Origin of the sequence: Paenibacillus humicus NBRC 102415, assembly GCF_004000905.1 — a bacterium.
In the GTDB taxonomy this organism is placed as follows: Bacteria; Bacillota; Bacilli; order Paenibacillales; family Paenibacillaceae; genus Paenibacillus_O; species Paenibacillus_O humicus.
In genome coordinates, this window is sequence record NZ_BIMD01000039.1 from 1 (window position 1) to 20,036 (window position 20,036).

A 20,036-nucleotide genomic window follows, 5' to 3' on the forward strand; every position below is an offset into this window, starting at 1 on the left:
CGCACCGGCTCCCCGCCGGAGAGGCGGGACTTCTCCGCCGCGAACGCCATCAGGTGGCTGCGCACAGAGGCGGCTGCGGAGGTCAGGCCTTCCTGGCCGTCGTAGGAGCGGACCTCCTGCAGGAAGCTGCGGACGATGCCGCTGTCTCCGCCTCCATGGCCGGTCCACTGCTCCGGAATCGTAATTTCGTTCTTGCGGTGCGTCAGGAAATCGTAGACGGTGATCTTGTCTTCCTCTCCCCGGATCTCGCCGCGCGTGCCCATGATCTGGATGCGCCGTTCCTGCTCGTAGGTGAAGCCGCTCATGCTGAACATGGCCGTCGCTCCGCCCTCGAATTCCATCGCCACGACCTGATGGTCCACGACGTTGTTGTCGCTGCGGTAGACGCAGCGGCCGTAATCCGTCGTGCGCAGCCCTTCGAGAATGGTCTCGCGCTCCAGGTTCGGCGAGAAATGCCCGGCCCAGCCCTTGTAGGGCTTGCTGAGATAGAAGCGCGGCGCGGAATAAGGGCAGTCCGGCTCCACCGCGCAGTCCAGGCAGCGGGCGGCGGATCCGGCCGGAGCCTGCTCCTCGCGGAAATGCATGAGCGAGCCGAAGGAGCTGACGCTGACGCAGCTCTTGTCCATGAGCCAGCTGAGCACGTCCATGTCATGGCAGGACTTGGCCAGAATCATCGGGCTCGCCTTGTCGGAGTTGTTCCAGTTGCCCCGTACGAAGCTGTGGGCGATATGCCAGTAGCCTACGTTCTCGTTGAGCTGAATGGAGGCGACCTCGCCGATCTCGCCCGAGGCGATGATTTCCTTGATCGTCGACCAGAACGGAGTGTATCGCAGCACATGGCAGATGCTCAGCAGCCGGCCGCGATCCCTGGCCGCCTGCTCCATGTCGAGGCACTCCCGCGGATTCGGAGACATCGGCTTCTCCAGCAGCACATGATAGCCGGCCGCCAGCGCCCTCATCGTCGGCTCGTAATGCATCCGGTCCTGGGTGCAGATGATGGCGATGTCCGCCTTCCTCGGCTCTGCCAGCAGGCCTTCCCATGACGGGTAGCGTTCCTCTGAAGCGATGCCATGCTTCTCCGCCGTCCGCTCCAGACGCACCGGATCGGCTTCCGCCACGGCGGTCAGCCGCAGCTCATGGGGATAATCCAGCGCGTAAGGGGCGTAGCCGCCGGCGCCTCGCGCGCCGGCTCCGATCAGCACTGCTGTAAGTGGGGGCATGATTGTACCTCTTTTCTCAATTCTTGTTGTTGCGGTCCAGCGCCGCCTGATAGATTTCGATATACTGCTTGAGTCCCATGCCGTCCAGCGTCGAGACATAGGAGTCCCAATCGCTGAGCTTGGCGTCTCCGACGATGAATTTGTCCCTCATCTCGTCCACATAGGTCTGGATGTCGGTGCCGACCGTGGAGAGCACCTCCTGCTCCTCCGCCGTGAAGCTGAAGCCCGGCCAGACGGCATCCGGCTTGAGCACGTAGGGATCGGCCTTCTTGGAGTTCGCCACGGAAGTCGGCAGCGCCTCGGCGCCCTTGAAATACTTCTCCTTCACATAACCCGGATAGAGGCCGCCCGGCCAGATGAGATAACGGCTGACCGCCTGGTCGAGGCTGAGGCCGTCCTTGTTTTTGGCCATATCGTCGACATACTCCACGCTGCCGTCGGCGTTCTCCTTGTACGTATCGTCCTTCCAGCCCATGAAGAAGTTCTTGATGCCTTCGTCTCCATAGAAATAGTCCATCCAGCGGATCATCGCCTCCGGATTTTTCGCCTTGTCCGTCAGGACGAACTGCGCGATCCCGCCTAGCGGAGCCCCGAGATAAGTGTACATCCGCTCGCCGTCCGGCCCCTTCAGCACCGGCAGGCCGACATAACCGTTGTCGTTGTAGATGGCGACGGGATCGACGTTGTCGACGACGCCGAGCAAGCCGGCCGTGCCCTTGGCGTCGATCTCCTCGGCTTTGACGGAGGCGATGTCCTTCTCGATCAGGCCGTCCGCGTACAGACCGTGCACGTACTCCAGCAGCTTCTTGTATTCGGGAGCGGCCGCCACGAAGCGGATCTTGCCCTTGTTCGCGGGGTCCTCGTCGACATAGGGATTGGCCGCTCCGCGGTTGTTGAGGCCGAAGGAGCCCTTGAGATACCCCATGAGACCCGCCGTACCGGTGCCGCCCCAGGCGATCTCATCCGGCTTGCCGTTGCCGTTCGGATCTCCCGTCTTGAACGCCTTCAGCATCGCCTTGAACTGGTCCAGATCCTGCGGCTCCTGAATGCCCAGCTTCTGGAGCCATTCGGTCCGCACCCACGGCGTATTGAAGAAGACGGAGCGGAAGTCGGGATCGTAGATGACCGGCAGGGAGTAGATGTTGCCGTCCGGCATCGTGATGCCCTGCTTGATGCTCGGGTATTTGTCCATGATCGCCTTGAAGTTCGGCGCGTACTTGTCGATGAGGTCGTTGAGCGGCAGGAAGACGCCCTGCTCGCCGTACTTGACCACCTCGGAGCGGCTGAAGGACGAGGCATAGAACACCTCCGGATAATTGCCGCCGGCAAGCAGCAGGTTGCGCTTCTCCTTCAAGCCGTCCTTCTGGACGGTCTCCCAGTTCATATGGATGTTGGTCTTCTTCTCGTATTCCTGCCACAGCTTGAGATGGCTCCAGTCGACGTTGGCGAAAAACTTGCCCGCAAAGCCGGACACCTCGATCTTGTCCTTGACGATCGGGAAGCCGGACGCTTCGATGCCCGCGTCCTCACCCTTGGAGCCTCCCGCTTCGGCGCTGCCTCCGCCGTTTCCGTTGTTGCTGCATGCCGCAAGCATCGCAGCCGTCAGCGCAAGCGCCAGCGCCCCTTTTGCCTGCCTCTTTCCGATGATCACCCTAACCCCTCCCGATGTCGTTGGTATGCCTCTTCATCAGCTCGTAATGCATGTATGGAAGATCAGCCCTTGATGGCGCCGACCATGATCCCCTTCACGAAGTAGCGCTGCAGGAACGGATACAGGAGGAACATCGGAATGTTCGCGACGACGAGCACCGCATACTTGATGCCCTCGACGGCGCGCTGCTGCTTGATCGCCGATTCGGTGGAGGCCCGCACCATCTCGTCGGTCTGTCCCTGGATCAGGATTTCCCGCAGGATGAGCTGGAGAGGGAACTGCTTGCGGTCGGACAGATAGAGCAGCGCGTTGAAGAAGGCGTTCCAGTGGCCGACCGCGTAATACAGCACCGTCACGGCGATGATCGGCATGGACAGCGGCAGCACGATGCGGATCAGCGTCTGGAAGTTGGAGCAGCCGTCGATGACGGCAGCCTCCTGCATTTCCGCCGGGATCGACTGCTGGAAGTAGGTCCGCATGATGATGATGTTCCAGACCGATACCGCTCCCGGCAGAATCATGACCCAGAATGTATTCAGCAGATGAAGGTTCTTGATCAGCAGATAGGTCGGGATGAGGCCTCCTCCGAAGAACATCGTGAACACCATGACGCCCATGAACAGATTGCGACCGGCAAAATCGCTCCGGGAAAGCGGATAAGCGGCGAGAATCGTCATGACAAGATTCAGCCCCGTGCCTGCCGCGGTGTAGAGCAGCGTGTTCAGGAATCCGCGCACGATCGCATCGTTCTTGAAGATGCTGGCGTAGGAATCGACCGTCATTCCCTTCGGCCAGAGCCAGATTTCCCCGCCCATGATGTATTGGGGATCGCTGAAGGAAGCGCTGACGACGTAGACGAGCGGATACAGCACGCACAGGGCGACAAGGGAAAGCAGGGAATAAACGACGATATTGAACATCCGGTCTTCTCTTGCTGCGGTCATGCTACTCTCCCCTTTACCATAGGCTGGTCCCCCCGGCGCGCCGGGCGACGGCGTTCACGAGCACGAGCAGCAAGAAATTGATGACGGCGCTGAACAGGCCGATCGCGGCCGAGAAGCTGTAATTGGCGTCCAGGATGCCGCTGCGGTACACATAAGTGTCGATGATGTCCGAGCTCGCCAGATTGAGGTTGTTCTGCATGAGCAGCACCTTCTCGAAGCCGATCGCCATGACGCTGCCGAGGTTGAGGATGAGCAGGATGACGATCGTGGGACGGATGCCGGGAAGGTTGATATGCCAGATGCGCCGGATCCGGCTCGCTCCGTCGACGCGGGCCGCTTCATGCAGCTGGGTGTCGATGCCTCCGAGCGCGGCGAGATAAATGATGGAGCTCCACCCCATCGTCTGCCAGACGTCGGACAGCACATAGAGCGTCTTGAACCACGAAGGATTCGCCATGAAGTTGACGGTGTCTCCCCCGAGCGCGCCGATGAACTGATTGACGAGGCCGTAGCGGGGGTTCAGGAAGATCATCATCATGCCGACCACGACGACGGTCGAGAGGAAATGCGGAGCGTATGTGATGGTCTGGACAAACTTCTTGAATCTCTCAGCCTTCGCTTCGTTGAGGAGGAGCGCCAGAAGGATCGGAATCGGGAAGCCGATGACGATCAGATACAGGCCGAGCTCGATCGTGTTGAAGATCAGCCTTTCGAAGAAGAAGCTGTGGAAGAAGCGGTCGAAATGCTTCAGTCCGACCCATGGGCTGTCCCAGATCCCTTTGTTGATCCGGAAGTCCTTGAATGCGATTTGAATGCCGTACATCGGAACGTAGTGGAACAGAATGTAATAAGCAAGTACCGGAGAAATCATGACATAGAGCTGCCAATTGCGAAGGATTTTGCTGAAGCGGGAGATTCTGGCTGTGCTTTTCAACGGTTTTCGGCCCACATGCTCTTGCTGAAGCATCGCCATCGGTTGATCGCCCTCCAGGTGCGGTAGGTTTGTTTACGTGAATCTATCATATGAGAACGATATCCAAATTGTCAACGAAATAATCCAAATATTTTTGGCTTTTTCCTCACGTTTGGATTGAGTTTTAGAAGAAAATAGAGTCTGTCCCTATCCGAATTCGAATAGATAACGCTTTCATTTTCTGTTTTGCTCTGCTCCTTTGCAATCCTGTTTTCTAACTTAGCAGAAAAGATCCGAATCGGCAACAAGTATTTTGGAGTCAATTATCCAAAATATTTGGATAAGAACCCGCAAAAAAACCTGACGATAAAACGTCAGGTCAGGGAAGAGTCCAGCTGCCAATCGGAGGATTCGCGTACAACGAGCGAGCAAGGCAGCAGCAGCTTCGGCACATCCCGGTATTCGCCGCGGGCGAAGTCGTACAGGAATTTGCAGGCGGCCCGCCCGATCTCCAGCCTCGGCACATGCACCGATGTCAGAGGCGGCGACGTATACTGCGCCAGCTCGATGTTGTCCATTCCGGCGAACGCGATATCCTCCGGAATCCGGCAGCCCTGGTCCATGGCAGCCCGCATCGCGGGAATGGCGAGCGTGTCGCTGGCGCAGAACATGGCGGTCGGCCTGTCCTCCGGCGCCAGCGCGCTCAGCATGGCGGACGTTTCGGCATAGCTCTTTTCCACGCTCCAGTCCGCATCCACGATCCATTCCGGCCGGAACGGCAAATCGGCCTGCAGGATGGCGAATTTGTATCCGAGATACCGTTCGTCGTTCTCCATGATCTTGTCGAAGGCGGGGCCTCCGACATACCCGATCCGGCGATGACCCTGGTCCAGCAAATGCCGGACCGCCATCCGGGCCGCCGACATGCGGTCGCAGTCGACGGTCGGAATGCGGATGGAATCGTCGTTGAGGCTCACCCCCGCCATCGGGATGCCGCTGTCGACCAGCGTCCGATGCATGCCCCGGTCATACCAGCCCAGAGCCAGCACCGCTCCCGCACCGGTCTCGTCCAGCATGGAACGCAGCCTGCCGGGTTCCCGCAGCTCCTCATAGGAGCGCATGATCGCCGGCGGCAGTCCCATCTCGGCCAGCCTGCCGTGGAAGCCTTCGAGCACTTCGGCAAAATAAGGATGGTTGCCCATCAGATTGCCGGGCAGGATGCATACATATTGCAAAGGCAGACCGGCTGCCGGAAACGCCATTCCCTGCAGCGGGTAGCCGACCTGGATGGCGGCCGCCTTGATCTTGCGCTTGGTCTCCTCGCTGACGGGCCTCGACGTATCGCCGCTGATCGCCCTGGATACCGTAGAGATCGACACGCCGAGCAGATCGGCGATGTCCTTGAGCTTGGCCACTTGCCCGTACCTCCATTCACTCGCTCCAATTATGCTTCAACCATCTTATCATATCGGAGAAGCGGAGATATACTTGCCACTTCACCGGCCTGACGTGATAAAATAAACGATAATGAACCGAGCGGATAGACAGGCCGATTCCGGCTGAGAAGCAGGCAAAAGGGAAAAAGGGAAATAGGAACGCTCATGGTCTCCATTGGGATCTGCGGACCAAGACAATAAAGCATGGAGGTTATGCAGTGGACACGATGGTGCTGCGGGTTGCCCGCAATTTGAAGAAAATCCGCAAGGCCCGGGCCTACAGCCTGGACAAGCTGTCCGAGCTGACCGGGGTCAGCAAGACGATGCTCGCCCAGATCGAGCGCGCCGATTCCAACCCGACCATTACGGTGCTGTGGAAAATCGCGAGCGGACTGCGAATCTCCGTCTCCGACCTGATCGAAGAGGAACGGCCGTCCGTCACGCTCGTGAAGGCTTCCGTCCGCTCTCCCATTCTGGCCGGGGACGGCAAATATAGGAGCTATCCGCAGTTCTCGTACAACGACAGCTCCCGCTTCGAGATCTACCGGGTCGTCATGCTGCCCGGCTGCGTCTATGAGGCCGAGCCCCATCACGAAGGCGTCGAGGAGTTCGTCACCGTCACGCGCGGAACGCTCCGAATGGTCATCGGCAACGAGTCCTACACGGCCGGAACGGGCGACGCGATCCGCTTCGACGCCGGGCAGCCGCATACGTATCTCAATGAGTCGGGGGAAGAGGAGACCGAGCTTCAAAGCATCATTCTCTACCCGTTCTAAAGGGGTCGTGTCTGCCCCTCGCGGACGGCCGTCCAACCGGCGCGAACGCGCGCCCCATAAGGGATTTCCGACTTCCAACAACCTTCGCAGAAGGTTGTTTTTTGTTGTTTACAAAGCAGGGTCGACTAATATACTATTACATACGAAGCAGTACCATATACTGCACATATGTTCGTTATGACGATCATTCTTGATCAGAGGAGAATGAAAAATGAAGGATACGATGATTGGTTTGGTCAAGGCGGAGCGCAAAGCCGGCGCCGTGCTCATGGAAGTGCCGATTCCGCAAATAGCCGCCGACGAAGTCCGCATCAAGGTGAAAGCAAGCTCCATCTGCGGCACCGACATGCATATTTACCACTGGGATGAATGGGCGGAGCAGAACGTCGTGACGCCGAACGTATTCGGCCACGAATTTTCCGGCATCGTCGAATCGGTCGGAAGCGCTGTCACGAATGTCGCCGTCGGCGACCATGTGTCGGCCGAGGGCCACATCGTCTGCGGCACCTGCAAGCAATGCCGCTCCGGCAACGCGCATGTATGCCCGAATACGCGCAGCTTCGGCATCAGCGCTCCGGGCTGTTTTGCGGAATACGCCGTGACCAAAGCCGTCAATATCATCCACAACGATCCTTCCCTGCCGCATGAGCTGGCCTGCCTCCAGGATCCGCTCGGCAACGCGGTCCACACCGTCATGGCCGGAGATATCGTCGGCAAGTCCGTCGCCGTCATCGGCTGCGGCCCGATCGGCCTCATGGCGATCCAGGTCGCCAAAGCCGTCGGCGCGGGCAAGATCATCGCCGTCGACCTGCATGATTACCGGCTCGGCATGGCCGCCAAGCTCGGCGCGGACGCCTGCATCAAGTCGGAGCCCGGCAAGGATGTCGCGGCGGAGCTGCGCGGCCTGACGGACGGCGCTGGCGTCGAGGTCGGCCTCGAGATGTCCGGCAACGGCCACGCGATCAACAGCCTGCTCGAGGCGATGGCGAACGCCGGACGCGTCTCGCTGCTCGGCATTCCGTCCAAGGCGGTGCCGATTGATTTGGCCCGCCACATCATTTTCAAAGGCTTGCAGGTATACGGAATCACGGGCCGAAGAATGTACCAAACCTGGCATCAGATCAAGGGCCTGCTCGACGCCGGCCGGATCGACCTGCGGCCGCTCGTGGACCATACGTTCACGCTGGACCGCTTCGAGGAAGCCTTCGAGCTGATGGGCTCCGGGCAATGCGCCAAGATCGTGTTCAAGCACGAGTAGAGTCATACTAAAGGGCCGACGCGGCCCCGTTCAAAAAGGAGAGATCCGCCAATGGCTGGACTAGACGGATTGAAGGACGAACTGGAGGAGCTGAAGCGGCAGGGGCGCTATCGCCTGCCCGCCGTTTGGGAGAGCGGCTCCGGCCCGTGGATGGAGATGGGCGGCCGCCGCATCCTGCAGATGGCCTCCAACAACTACCTGGGCCTGACCGACCATCCCCGGATGAAGCAGGCCGCGATCGAGGCGATCGAGAAGTACGGCGTCGGCAGCGGCTCCGTCCGCACGATTTCGGGCACGCTCGACATCCATGACCAGCTGGAGCGCGAGCTCGCCGAATTCAAGGGAACGGAGGCCGCGCTGGTGTTCCAATCCGGCTTCACGACCAACCAGGGCGTGTTCGGCACGCTGCTGCAGCCTGATGACGTCGTCATCAGCGACGAGCTCAACCATGCCAGCATCATCGACGGCATTCGCCTGACCAAGGCAGCCCGCCGCATCTTCAAGCACAAGGATATGAACCAGCTGGAGGAAATTCTGAAGGAATCCGGTTCGTTCAACCGCCGCTATATCGTCACGGACGGCGTCTTCAGCATGGACGGCGACATCGCCCCGCTGCCGGACATCGTCGAGCTGGCCGAGCGTTACGACGCGATCGTCTGCGTCGACGACGCCCATGCGAGCGGCGTGCTGGGCAAGAACGGCAAGGGCACGACCGACCATTTCGGCCTGAACGGCCGCGTGCATATCCAAATCGGCACGCTGTCCAAAGCCGTCGGCGTTGTCGGCGGCTACGCTGCGGGCAGCCTCGCGCTCAAGGAGTACCTCATCCACAAAGCGCGTCCGTTCCTGTTCAGCACATCGCAGACTCCGGCCGTCGCAGCAAGCTGCCTGGAGGCGATTCGCGTGCTGCGCAGCAGCCCCGAGCTCGGCGAGCGCATGTGGGCGTCGGCGAACTCCTTCCGCTCGCAGCTCCAGGCGGACGGCTTCGACACCGGCGCCAGCGAGACGCCAATCATCCCGATCGTCGTCGGCGAAGCCGCACGCACGATGGAGTTCTCGGCTCGGCTGCTTGAAGAGGGCGTATTCGCTCCGGCCATCGTCTATCCGACCGTCGCCGCCGACAAGGGCCGCGTCCGTTTCATCATCACCGCCTCCCACACGGCGGAGGATCTCGAGTTCGCGCGCCAGGCGCTGCTCAAGGTCGGACGCGAGTTCGGCCTGCTGGGCTGACCGTTTGGATATTGAAAAAGCTGTCCCCCGTCCTTCGACGGCAGGGACAGCTTTTTTGGTTGGCCGGGACGGCCTTTTTGATGTCTGATCCGCCCTATTGTTCCGTGCTTGCTTCGTGCTTGCTTCGTGCTTGCTTCGTGCTTGCTTCGTGCTTGCTTCGTGCTTGTAATGGCCTTGTTCCGTGCTTGTTTCGTGCCTGTTCTGGGCTTGTAATGGCCTTGTTCCGTGCCTGTTTCGTGCCTGTTCTGGGCTTTGCGACCTCTCGGAGGCTTATCGATCCCTGTTTCAACTACTGGTCAATTCTATCGGACATAGGATCCGCTATTTCCCCATTTTCAGGCATTAAAAAAAATTTAACGGACATCAGATCCGCTATTTGAGACTTTAAGTCACCAAAAAGCCTATTTTGATATAAATAACGGATCTGATGTCCGATAGAAGGCCCTTTTCCAGCAAAACAGACGAAATAACGGATCTGATGTCCGTAGCAGTCAGGAGCCCAAAGAAAAGTTGGTTGGTGCGGTCCGAAATGATGTTCGATGGTGGATAGCCGATTGAATACGGTCGGGCTGGTTTTTCGCAGTTCATTGAATTGCTCAGCTGCCTCACTTCATCATGGCTGGCTATTTCCGCTTCCGAGATTTTGTTTCTCAAAGCTACGGCTGGCTTTATTTGTTTCGGGCTGTGACCACAGCATTACGCCATGGCCGCTTATGTCTGTTCCTGCCCGTCGTCGCATTAAGATGGCTGGTTGGTTCCATGCATATAGGTTTAGCGAAGGCTGGCTCCAGCTCTCTGACGTGAACGCCGCTCACTCTACCTTATCGACTTCACGACGATAACACACTCATTCTCCCTTATCGACTTCCCGACGTTAACACACTCATTCTTCCTTATCGACTTCCCGCCGCGGGCCTCCAACTCTTTCCTACCCGCTCTCCGGCGTAAAAACCTCCGACTCATAGACCGGCGAGTAAGCCCCTGCCCGTCCATCCGGCGCATGAGCCTTGACGCGGTACCACGCCTTGGCGGAATGAGCCCGCAGCGGATCGCGCCAAGGCATGTCATAATCGGCCTCCCGGGCAGCGAATACCGTCTGCCATGGCCCATCCGCTCCGCGGCTGGAGCGCTCGAGCGTGTACATCGCCGCCCCGGCTACGCCGCGGAACATGATCTTCTCCTTTGCCGCCGTGATGACAGGGGCTTCCGGAAGCGGGAATTCCGGCACCACCCTGCCGCTCATCCGGAAGGCATGCTCACGCAATCGCAGCACCCGCCTGCCGATCTCTTCGTTGACGCCCGTGCCGGGATAATGAAGCGAGAACCCGTCGTAATGCGGCACGTACCCGCCCCCGTCGCCATGTCCGAAGAGCGACCAGAACAGCGTTCCCGCCACTCTTTCATCCTCCTCGGCATGGCGGACAAAACCTTCCAGATCGCCTTCAGGCCATCCGAACTCTCCGGCGATATACACCTTGCCTGCAGCGGCCGTGTCGGCAGCGTCTGCAGCCAGCTTCACCGCGTCGGCAGGATAATAATGCACGTCGAGAATATCGAGCTCCTCGATGCCCAGCTTGTCCCGATCCAGCTCGAACTGCTTGCCGTGCGAGATCAGGTGGCGGCCGTCCTCGGACTTGATATGACAGGCGATCTCCCGCACCCATTCGGCCGGAGCGCCATTGAGCTCATTTCCCAGTTCCCAGGCCATGATCGTCGGATCATCCTTGTAGGCCGTCTCCGTCAGGCTGTTGACCCTGTTCAGCACAACGCTTATGTACGACTTGAAGTCCTCGATGACGGCCCGATCCGTATAGAACAGACCTGGGTCGTCGAGCCCGCGCCAGGAGGCAAAGGTTTCCCTGCCCCCATGGTAATAAGCCCAATTGCACACAAAAGGAACCAGCAGCCTGAGTTCTCGGCGGCCGGCTTCTGCGATGGCAAAGTCCACTCGGCGAAACGCCTCTTCATTGTACTCCCCGCGCTTTGGCGACAGAGCCTTAGGACAGCCCTGGGACGCGGCCAGCGTATGCGAACGAACGACGGCGGCACCCATCTGAACGGCGGCATCCAGCGCGTCGAGCACCCGGAATTCGGTCGGCCAGTCCACTCCGCCTACATTTTCGTCGAGCCCAAGCCAGTAAATATTGGGGCCTCCGAACCGGAACGGCTTGCCGCCAAGCATCAACCGGCTGCCTTCGCGGCTTATGAATTCCCTGCTCGTCATGGATGCATCCCTGCCTTTTCTTGGATAAATGAGAACGATTTCAAGAAAAAGCATACCACGGCCTTTATTTTCGTTCAACATAAATAAACATTTTATTATGTGTTTAAAATTGTTAAAGATCGAGATTTCTCTCTTCCTTTTTCAATCCTTTCCTTTTGCAATCCAACGATGGATTCCATCCCTATATCTTCTATAATGAAAGTCAATCCAACTATGATAGGGTTGCTACTATGCAGCTGAAAATCGTTCATGCCGATCATTCCCGGCGCGAGACGCTGAGCCGGTTGATCCAGCGGCTAGATCCCCTTTGTCGAAGCTGGCCAGCGGAGCAAGAGCCTTCGAGGTAACGACAAAGAAACCGCCCTTCAGCTCGTAGAAAGACACCACTTCATTAAAAATGGAATGGAGCGGCCTGCCTCTCCTTCCAGGAACAGAAAGGTATTTCTGAATCCCTCAAACTGATTCGTGGTAACCAGCGGATTCCGGACATACTGCGCCTGCAGGCCCGCTCGGCGGATGCCGAAGCTCCAGCTTGATGCAGATCGAGCCGAGATGCCGCCCGTCTGACTCCAGAATCCAGATCCTTTCGCGCGAATCGCTGCGCTCCACGATTCCTCTCACTCTCTCGTCGACGATCTCCCGAAACGACTCGTCATATCCGTGCTCCCGCCCGTATAGCTCGGCATGGGCATCGACTATCGCCCGGGCATCCTCTTCCTTATATGCTCTCAGGTTCACATTTTCGCCTCTCTCCAACTTCAGCTTTCCTTCAAATACATCCCGACCGCGGAAACGATCTCCTGAAGAACATCCAGCGACCGCCCGGCATCCGGCAGCTCCAGTCCATGGTCGCCTCCGTCGATCGTCAGCAGCCGGACCCCATTGCCCGCCGCTGTGCGCTGCATATGCTCCGGGCCGAACACCGGGTCGGCTGTTCCGACTGCAACCAGCCCTCCATTCCGCAGGATAGAGGAAATCGCCGGAGCGATCGGGGTCAGGAAGATCTGGCGGATTTCCTTGCCTCTCGATTGTTCCGCAAGAGACTCCCGAGCAAGGCTGGAGACGACCGTTCCCACGCTCTTGCCGATGTAGGCAAGGCGGTCATATCGCTCCAGCAGCGGCCTGAGGACGGCCGCGCTGTCGGCGCTTGCCGCAGCTGCCGCTTCCTCGAAGGGACCAGGATCCCGGCGCGCCGCCTGATAGCCGTATTCCAGCAGCAGAAGGTCGTAGCCTTCCTGCATCGCCGACTTCCCGGCATAGTGCAGCAGCGGCATTTCGCAGGAATAGCCTTGTCCTGGAAACAAAGCGGCCAAGGAGCGGCTGCCGTCCCTCCGAATCCAGCGGCAGCGGATGTCCGTTCCCCAGGCGGATGGAGATTGAATCCAGCTCATATGCATACCGAAGCCCTCCTTATCCTTCCATATCTTCCTTGTTATTCTAGCATATGTATTCTTAAAAACGCCTCCGCATCTTCGGCAGCAGCAGGCTGCCAGCATCAAAAAAAGACAGGGCTGAATGTACCATCCCTGTCTTTCTGTCTTTCTGTCTTTCTGTCTTTCTGCCTTTCTGTCTTTCTGCCTTTCTGTCTAGCCCGACCCGTCCCGAGCTTCTTCCCATCCGGCCCGCTACGCCTCGGCTGTCTCCGTCTCGCCAGCAGCGGCAACGACCGCTCCGGCCGGCGGAGCTGTCGACTCTCTCTTGATCAGCGACGTCGACAGCATCACGAGCTCCGGCAGCCGCTCGGGCTCTCCGATTCTCCCCAGCACGAGCTGGGCCGCCCTCGCTCCGATCTCTTCCTTGGGCACGCTGACGGTCGTCAGCTTGGGCTGATTCAGCTCGGCGAGTGTGAGATCGTCGAAGCCGACGACGGACAGATCGCGCGGACAGGAAAGCCCCATCTTGCCGATCAGGTTGAGCGCGTCGAAGGCGATGAGATCGTTGGCGCAGAAAAGCGCCGTAAGCCTGCGCTCCGCGTGCAGCTCCGCGCCCAGCTCGGCCGCGAACGCCGGCTGGGTATACATGCCGCTGCCGCTGACGCCCATGCCCTCGATCATGACGGCCTCGGCCTGGTCGGCCGGCTGGCGGCGGTTGTGCACGGCAATTGCTTCCGCAAAGCCCCGCTGGCGCTCCGAAAAGCTCCAGGTCGTAAAGGCGTCTCCGGCAAAGCCAAGCCTGCGGTGGCCTTCCGCCAGCAGCGCCTGCACCGCCTGGTAAGCGCCGAGGTAATTGTTCGCAAGCACCTGGTCCATGTCGGGATGCTGCGCGTCCGGATCGACCAGCACGAACGGAAGCTTGCGCCTGGTCAGCTGATCGGTGTAGGCTTCCGGCAGCTGCCCCAGCACGATGACTCCGTCGACCTTGCGCTCGGTGATGGCGGCTGGCATGCCGTCCTTCACCCGCATCGTCACGTCGATGCTGGAGAGTACCATGCTGTACGTCTGCTTGGCGAGCTCCGCGTCGATGCCCTTGATGATTTTGCCCCAATATTCAGGGTCGTCCAGATAGGCGCGGGGCATGAGCACCGCGAGATTGCCCGTCAGGGAGGAGCTGCCGAGCCGCTTGCTCCCCTTGATCCGGTAGCCCTCCTCCTCGGCCGTTTTCCAGATGATTTCGCGCGTCACCTCGTTGACGGCGCTGTCTCCGGAGAGCGCCTTGGAGACCAAGGCTTTGGAGACGCTCAATTTATCGGCAATCATTTGCAGCGTAACCTTTTTCATGATGCTCACCCCTTAGGTTTACGACCCTTTCCGGTTCGTCTTCATTCCTTCTAAGTGTAAGGGTTCCTTCAACTTTTTTCAAATTATTTCAGCCTTTCTCAGCGCCCTTTATCTTAGGAATGAAAAGTTTGTTTGCAAGAAATGGCAACCATTCCTATTCGGGGGTCGTAAAAAGATGGAAGGCCATGGAAGAATTTCTCGGGAAAGAACAATCGGAACCGCAATCCTTCGTTGCGTTCAGATCAAATGGGGAGGACATCCAATGAAAACGACACGCATCCTGCTAACCCTCGGCCTGATTGCAGCTCTATTGACCGCCTGCTCCGGAGCCGGGTCGGATGAAGCGGAAGCCATATCCGTTCTGGATAAGGCCATTCACATTCAATACGACGTCAAGCATCGCGATATTCCGGAAGATCATTATTCCATGATCAAAGAACGCGGCAGCTTGCTTAAGCCTCTCGTAACCGGAGAGCTGCTCGACAAGCTGGAAGCCAACATGGATACGGCTATGCCTGCCCGGATTGCAGCCTATAACAAAGCCGATCTGGAGGCAACAGTAACAGAGATGAAGATTGAAGCGGTCAAGGATGCAAAAGACTCCTACGACCTTAAATATACCGTTGTTGTAAAGGTGACCGAAGACAGCGGTAAGGTTCAGCCCTACAGCGTCCCCGGAGAAGCGACCGCCGTCCGGACAGCGGAGGGCTGGGTTCTGAGCCGTCTCTGGTCCGATTACCGCTGGATGGCTAAGCTGTATCCTTGACCAACAACCGGAGCAGATGGCTTCACCGTCTGCCGCGCAACGCCGCCCAAGGAGCTTCAGACAAAAAAAGCCCGCCCGGCTGGATGCCGGTGCGGGCTGAAGCCGTTCTATTCGAACTTCACGAGGTAGTAATTCTTCTTGCCGCGGCGCAGCACGACGTAGCGTCCATGCAGGCGCTGCTCGGACGTCAGCATCGTGTCGATGCCGGTCTGCTTGACGCCGTTCACGTAGACGGCGCCGCTCTCGATATCCTGCTTGGCCTGGCGGCGGGAAGGAGCGGCCTTCGCCTCGACGAGCAGGTCGATCAGCCCCGTTTCGGCCGCCTCTCCCATAACCGTCGTCGGCATGTCCTGCAGCGCCTCGACCAGCTCGTCCTCGCTGAGCTGCGTGACGTCGCCGGAGAACAGCGCAGCCGTAATCTTCTCGGCGCTCTCGACGGCATCGGCTCCGTGCACGAGCCTGGTCACCTGGCGGGCGAGCTCGCGCTGGGCCTCGCGCTTCTCCGGCTGCGACGCGACAGCCTGCTCCAGAGCCGCGATCTCCTCGCGGGAGAGGAACGTGAAGTACTTCAGGAAGCGGATGACGTCGCTGTCATCCGTGTTGATCCAGAACTGGTAGAACTGGTACGCGCTCGTCTTGCTCCGGTCCAGCCATACGGCTCCGGATTCGGACTTGCCGAATTTTTTGCCGTCGCTCTTCGTGACGAGCGGCATCGTGATGCCGTAAGCGTCGCTTCCGCCCATTTTGCCGATCAGGTCCAGGCCTGCGGTAATGTTGCCCCACTGGTCGCTGCCGCCCAGCTGCAGATTGACGCCATGGTCGCGGTTCAGCTTGAAGAAGTCGTACGCCTGCAGAATCATGTAGCTGAACTCCGTGAAGGAAATGCCGTTCGCGAGGCGCGAGTCGACGGAGTCCTTGGCCAGCATGTAGTTGACGGTGAAGTTTTTGCCGATGTCGCGCAGGAACGTGATGATGTCGAGCGGCGCGAGCCAGTCGTAGTTGCTGACGAGCTTCGCCGGATTGCCCGCCGCCTCGAAGTCGAGGAAGCGCGACAGCTGGTTTTTCAGGCTCTCGGTCCAGTTCGCGACCGTGTCGTCCGTGTTGAGCGAGCGCTCGGTGGAGCGGCCGCTCGGATCGCCGATGAGGCCGGTGCCGCCGCCGACGAGGGCGATGGAGTTGTGGCCCGCCAGCTGGAAGCGGCGCAGCGTCAGGATCGGAAGCAGGCTGCCGATATGCAGGCTGTCTGCCGTCGGGTCGAAGCCGCAGTACAGCGTGACGCGGCCTTCGCTCATCTTTTTGCTCAGTTCCTCGCGGTTCGTCACCTGGTACACCAGACCCCGGTACTCCAGATCCTCCAGCAATTCCGGATTGACGGCCGCAGCTTGTTCTTGTGTCATGTCTGTTCCCTCCACTTGATTGAATGTTTGTTGCAGCCGAGCCTGTTGATTGAAAGCCGCCTGACTGTATCGCTCCATGTCTGAGGAAAAAAAGAAAGACCCCTCCCTGTCCAAAGACAGGGACGAGTCATCGCGGTACCACCCTATGTTGAGCTTCCCGTACGGGACGAGAATGCTCCGCTCTGCCGGGTAACGGCCGGCTGCCGTCCAGGCCCTTCTGCCTCAGGCAGTTGCGGACGCGGATGCTCCAGGATGTAATTCGCAGCCCGACCCCGCACCGGCTTGCACCAACCGCCGGCTCTCTAGAGCGATGTCGCTCGGGCGCTACTGATTCCCTTCAACGCACTTTATCGCTATCACTTTAGCGAATCCCGACGGATCTGTCAACCGGCCTACAGAAGACCGCTGTACACTTCCGTCTCGTAATCGAAGCTGACGGTTCCGTCCTGCTGCGTCTCGTCGAAGATCTGCCGCAGCTCGGCCAGCATCTCCACGTGACCGGGCTGTCCCTCGGCGGGAGCGTAGGAGGAAGACAGCAGGCGGCCCTTGACGCCCTCGTAATCAAAAATCTGCCGATTAGGGAAAGTCTGCCATTCCAACGTTCCCTCGCGGAAGAAAGCCTGCAGCGCTTCCGGAGAGACGTTGCGGTGATTTACGCTCGCATAGTCCGTCCCGTACTTATGCAGCAGCGCCTCGTACCTCTCCAGGAAGGGCGTGCCCGTAAGCACGCGCGAGTTCCAGATCAGGAACGCGCGTCCTTCCGGCTTCAGGATGCGGCGGAACTCCGCCTGCGCGGCAGCCTGGTCGAACCAGTGGAAAGCCTGCGCGCTTACGATCGCGTCGACGGAGGCCTCGGCCATCCCCGTATCCTCCGCAGGCGACAGCATCAGGCCGAACCGCTCGTCGGGGCCGAGCTTGGCCCAGGCCGCCTTGGCCATATCCGGATTCGGCTCCACGGCCATGACCCGGAGCTGCCTCTCCAGCAGCAGCCCGGAGAAGATGCCCGTTCCGGCACCGATATCGGCTACCGGAGAATCCTCCTTGAGCCCGCCGCGGCTGATGATGTAGTCTACCGCTTGCGCCGGGTAGCTCGGCCGGTATTTCTCATAGTTCTCCACACGGCTGGAAAACCGCTCCTTGCTGTCCATCGATCATCCCTCCAGATCTCGTCCATGAGGCCAGGGTTGCCGTTCGAACGAGCCGATGCCGGCGCGCACCCTGGCTTGTCTGCATGCTTAACCGTACCAGACAAGGATCGCTCAGGCAACCGGAGGCTTGCAATAAATGATCTCGGGATCGCCTTCGTCCAGGTTGTCGACGACCCCGCTGCGGACGTAGCCCATCGCTTCGCACAGCTGCTGCATCGGCTTGTTGGATTCGTTGGTCGAGGTGAACAGCTTATGTCCCGGAAGCTCGGCCTCCCAAGCCTCCATAAGACTGCGGCCGACTCCGCTCCTGCGGTCGTCCGGATCGACAATGATCAGCTGCAGGAACCGCTGCCCGAAAAAAGACCGGTCATGCGCGGCGAAGCCCGCGAGGCGGCCCTCTCGAAGAGAAACGAGGCAGCAGCCGCTGCGCACATGCTTCTCGAGCTCGGAAAGCCGTCCGCCATGTCCGACTGCCTTGGCATCCAGAGCGGCTATGGCCGGCAAGTCGGCCATCGATGCCTTGCGGACGTCGCTGGAGCAGGCAATGCCTTTGCCGGACGTTTCCGTTCCTTCAGACACTCCCCCGGAAGTTTCCGCCGCCGATGAGAAGAGAAACAGCTTGCTGCAGCCAAAGTGCTCCAGCTCCAGATCCTCCTCCGTATATCCGTCTTCCCCCGCATGGCGGGCCAGCGACTTCCGCCAGAAGGAGATGGAACCGCGATTGCGCTCTCCCGGCGTCGTAAACAGCGACCAGCTTCCGGGATGACGCCGGAACAGCTCGCCGGCCGCTGCTTCACCGACGCCTTTGCCTCGGTAGGGCCTGAGGATGAAGAATTCGTTCACCATATAATCGCTGCCGGACTCGGTGTACGGCCCGGAAGCGATGAGCGCGAAGCCGGCCGGAATTCCGTCCGCGAGGATCAGATAGGGGAACAATAGGCCTTCCTTTTCCCACCAGATGTCGAATTCGCCTTGCTGCTCCTGCAGTGTCTGGATTCCGTCATCCTCTTCAAACACACCGCAGCGGTTCGGCAAAACTTCGCGGATTCCGGCCAGATCATGCAGATACAGCGGATACAGATTCATGAGAATAAATTTGCGGTCCAAGCCGCACGGTTCTACGGATATGTTCATGTTTATGGCTCTCTCCCACGTTTTGTCCTGCACTTACTATACTTGCAGGCTGAGGCGGGAGGATATGGAAAGAACGGTTATAGCCGAAGAAACACGAGGATTCGGTCTGCGGGCTTGATAGGACAACTCTGTTCTTCAGATGTTTCCGCCTCCCTTGACCGCAAGCAGCTCAATTCGCTTCAGTCCATAGTCCGAAGAACCGCCAGGGAATCGCATCCATCCTTTTCAGACCCCGTCCGCTTCATAAAAGGTAATCCGGTTCCCGAACGGGTCCATCACGGTCGCTTCGCAGCCGCCCCAGGGGGGCTTTTCCAATCCCGGCCTGGCATACCGGTAGCCGCTGTCCAGAAGAGCCTTATGATAGTCAGCCAGACCTGCCGTCTCAATCCGAATGTTGGCGCTGGGACTTCCATCGCCGTGATGCTCCGAGAGATGCAGCTCGCAGCCTCCCAGCTTTATGGCCATATAGAGAGGCAGCGCCTCCTCGAATCGATGCTCCCAGAGCAGTTCAGCCCCTAGAAAATCCAGGTAGAATTCCTTTGCCTTGCCGACGTCGAACATGCGCATAATGGGGACGACTCGATTGAATTCAGGCATTCTTATATCCCTCCTATAGATAGGTTTACCGCCATTTTCAAAAACTTCCGCGGCACACTCGACAAACCGCAGCGCCGCCGGAGGAAGACAACCCTCTTTTCTTGTCATCATGCCTATTCGGCAGATGGAGCCCTCATCCTCCAGCGGAATCAAAGTTAGTCCTTCCAGCATTGCTTCCGGCAGGATCGAGACACCGAGCCCGGCTGCGGCGGATGCAGCCGCTGTCATGAGAGCCTCGCCCCGCCTGAAAGGATGGCTGCGGCTTGAAATCCAGCCCAAAGCAGTCGTCGATAGCATCCTCGAGGCTGTGTGTGCCAGATTCCAGCCCATTCGGGAATGTTTCGGACATCGTCAACTCTGCTGCCTATGTATTGGCGGTTGGCGGCCATTTCGGAGTTCTTTTGCACATCATCAAACCTGCTAACCATGGTTCCCAACCATTTCGGAGTTCTATCGGACATCAAATCCGTTATTTGGGCATTTCAACCCCATTTTGGACTTTATCGGACATCAGATCCGTTATTTTCTCAAAAACCTGACATCTGAGGCGATTTTCGCATAAATAACGGATCGTATGTCCGCTAAAAAGTGAAATCGTCCCAAACTGGCAAAATAACGGATCGTA

General features: G+C 58.9%; 16 protein-coding genes, 3 pseudogenes and 1 other annotated feature. Of the genes and pseudogenes, 5 read left to right on the forward strand and 14 right to left on the reverse strand.

Features of this window, described 5'->3' with window-relative positions:
• From PHU01S_RS19405 to PHU01S_RS19425, 5 genes are all read right to left on the reverse strand, one after another.
• A partial coding sequence (locus PHU01S_RS19405; RefSeq protein ID WP_164763127.1) for a Gfo/Idh/MocA family protein occupies window positions 1-1,220 on the reverse strand: 1,220 nt, incomplete at its 3' end.
• A 16-nt stretch (window positions 1,221-1,236) separates the two neighbouring features.
• Complete coding sequence (locus tag PHU01S_RS19410) at window positions 1,237-2,814, reverse strand: extracellular solute-binding protein (protein WP_127509465.1); 1,578 nt, start codon at window positions 2,812-2,814, stop codon at window positions 1,237-1,239.
• 119 nt (window positions 2,815-2,933) lie between these two features.
• Window positions 2,934-3,815 carry a carbohydrate ABC transporter permease gene (locus PHU01S_RS19415; protein WP_048745024.1) on the reverse strand — a complete coding sequence of 294 codons (882 nt, stop codon included), beginning with the start codon at window positions 3,813-3,815 and terminating at the stop codon, window positions 2,934-2,936.
• 13 nt (window positions 3,816-3,828) lie between these two features.
• Window positions 3,829-4,782, reverse strand: a complete 954-nt coding sequence (locus tag PHU01S_RS19420; protein WP_048745039.1) for an ABC transporter permease — start codon at window positions 4,780-4,782, stop codon at window positions 3,829-3,831.
• Window positions 4,783-5,102: 320 nt separating this feature from the next.
• Window positions 5,103-6,143, reverse strand: coding sequence for a LacI family DNA-binding transcriptional regulator (locus tag PHU01S_RS19425; RefSeq protein WP_048745023.1), 1,041 nt, complete (start codon window positions 6,141-6,143; stop codon window positions 5,103-5,105).
• Between the two features lie 248 nt (window positions 6,144-6,391).
• Here PHU01S_RS19425 and PHU01S_RS27165 point away from each other — a divergent pair.
• The 4 genes and pseudogenes from PHU01S_RS27165 to PHU01S_RS19440 all read left to right on the forward strand — a co-directional run.
• Window positions 6,392-6,574 (forward strand): annotated as a pseudogene (locus tag PHU01S_RS27165) (helix-turn-helix domain-containing protein); the annotation flags it as partial.
• A 147-nt stretch (window positions 6,575-6,721) separates the two neighbouring features.
• Window positions 6,722-6,940: pseudogene (locus tag PHU01S_RS27170) on the forward strand (cupin domain-containing protein); the annotation flags it as partial.
• 211 nt (window positions 6,941-7,151) lie between these two features.
• Window positions 7,152-8,198, forward strand: a complete 1,047-nt coding sequence (gene tdh, locus PHU01S_RS19435; RefSeq protein ID WP_049869033.1) for an L-threonine 3-dehydrogenase — start codon at window positions 7,152-7,154, stop codon at window positions 8,196-8,198.
• Between the two features lie 51 nt (window positions 8,199-8,249).
• Window positions 8,250-9,428, forward strand: a complete 1,179-nt coding sequence (locus tag PHU01S_RS19440; protein WP_127509411.1) for a glycine C-acetyltransferase — start codon at window positions 8,250-8,252, stop codon at window positions 9,426-9,428.
• Window positions 9,429-10,356: 928 nt separating this feature from the next.
• On the opposite strand, the gene PHU01S_RS19445 is transcribed toward PHU01S_RS19440, so the two are convergent.
• From PHU01S_RS19445 to PHU01S_RS19460, 4 genes are all read right to left on the reverse strand, one after another.
• On the reverse strand, window positions 10,357-11,652 hold the full coding sequence (locus PHU01S_RS19445; protein WP_048745037.1) for a glycoside hydrolase 5 family protein: 1,296 nt from the start codon (window positions 11,650-11,652) through the stop codon (window positions 10,357-10,359).
• A 453-nt stretch (window positions 11,653-12,105) separates the two neighbouring features.
• Window positions 12,106-12,390, reverse strand: coding sequence for a hypothetical protein (locus tag PHU01S_RS19450; RefSeq protein WP_127509414.1), 285 nt, complete (start codon window positions 12,388-12,390; stop codon window positions 12,106-12,108).
• Window positions 12,391-12,410: 20 nt separating this feature from the next.
• Complete coding sequence (locus PHU01S_RS19455; RefSeq protein WP_049869029.1) at window positions 12,411-13,049, reverse strand: alpha/beta fold hydrolase; 639 nt, start codon at window positions 13,047-13,049, stop codon at window positions 12,411-12,413.
• Between the two features lie 228 nt (window positions 13,050-13,277).
• Window positions 13,278-14,369 carry a LacI family DNA-binding transcriptional regulator gene (locus PHU01S_RS19460; protein ID WP_069202504.1) on the reverse strand — a complete coding sequence of 364 codons (1,092 nt, stop codon included), beginning with the start codon at window positions 14,367-14,369 and terminating at the stop codon, window positions 13,278-13,280.
• Between the two features lie 262 nt (window positions 14,370-14,631).
• Here PHU01S_RS19460 and PHU01S_RS19465 point away from each other — a divergent pair, with 262 nt between their 5' ends.
• Entirely contained in the window at window positions 14,632-15,135 is a 504-nt protein-coding gene (locus tag PHU01S_RS19465; RefSeq protein ID WP_127509417.1) for a hypothetical protein, read from the forward strand.
• 107 nt (window positions 15,136-15,242) lie between these two features.
• Here the strand turns inward: PHU01S_RS19465 and tyrS are convergent, their stop codons facing one another.
• From tyrS to PHU01S_RS27175, 5 genes and pseudogenes are all read right to left on the reverse strand, one after another.
• Window positions 15,243-16,532, reverse strand: a complete 1,290-nt coding sequence (tyrS, locus tag PHU01S_RS19470) for a tyrosine--tRNA ligase (RefSeq protein ID WP_127509420.1) — start codon at window positions 16,530-16,532, stop codon at window positions 15,243-15,245.
• A 115-nt stretch (window positions 16,533-16,647) separates the two neighbouring features.
• Window positions 16,648-16,882 (reverse strand) — a binding site (T-box leader).
• Window positions 16,883-16,924: 42 nt separating this feature from the next.
• Window positions 16,925-17,680: a class I SAM-dependent methyltransferase gene (locus tag PHU01S_RS19475; RefSeq protein WP_127509423.1), complete on the reverse strand. Its 756-nt coding sequence runs from the start codon at window positions 17,678-17,680 to the stop codon at window positions 16,925-16,927.
• Between the two features lie 111 nt (window positions 17,681-17,791).
• A complete protein-coding gene (locus PHU01S_RS19480) occupies window positions 17,792-18,814 on the reverse strand; it encodes a GNAT family N-acetyltransferase (RefSeq protein WP_127509427.1) in 1,023 nt (340 codons plus the stop codon).
• 225 nt (window positions 18,815-19,039) lie between these two features.
• A complete protein-coding gene (locus tag PHU01S_RS25900) occupies window positions 19,040-19,411 on the reverse strand; it encodes a glyoxalase superfamily protein (RefSeq protein ID WP_164763128.1) in 372 nt (123 codons plus the stop codon).
• A 51-nt stretch (window positions 19,412-19,462) separates the two neighbouring features.
• Window positions 19,463-19,741 (reverse strand): annotated as a pseudogene (locus PHU01S_RS27175) (LysR substrate-binding domain-containing protein); the annotation flags it as partial.
• Between the last annotated feature and the right edge of the window lie 295 nt (window positions 19,742-20,036).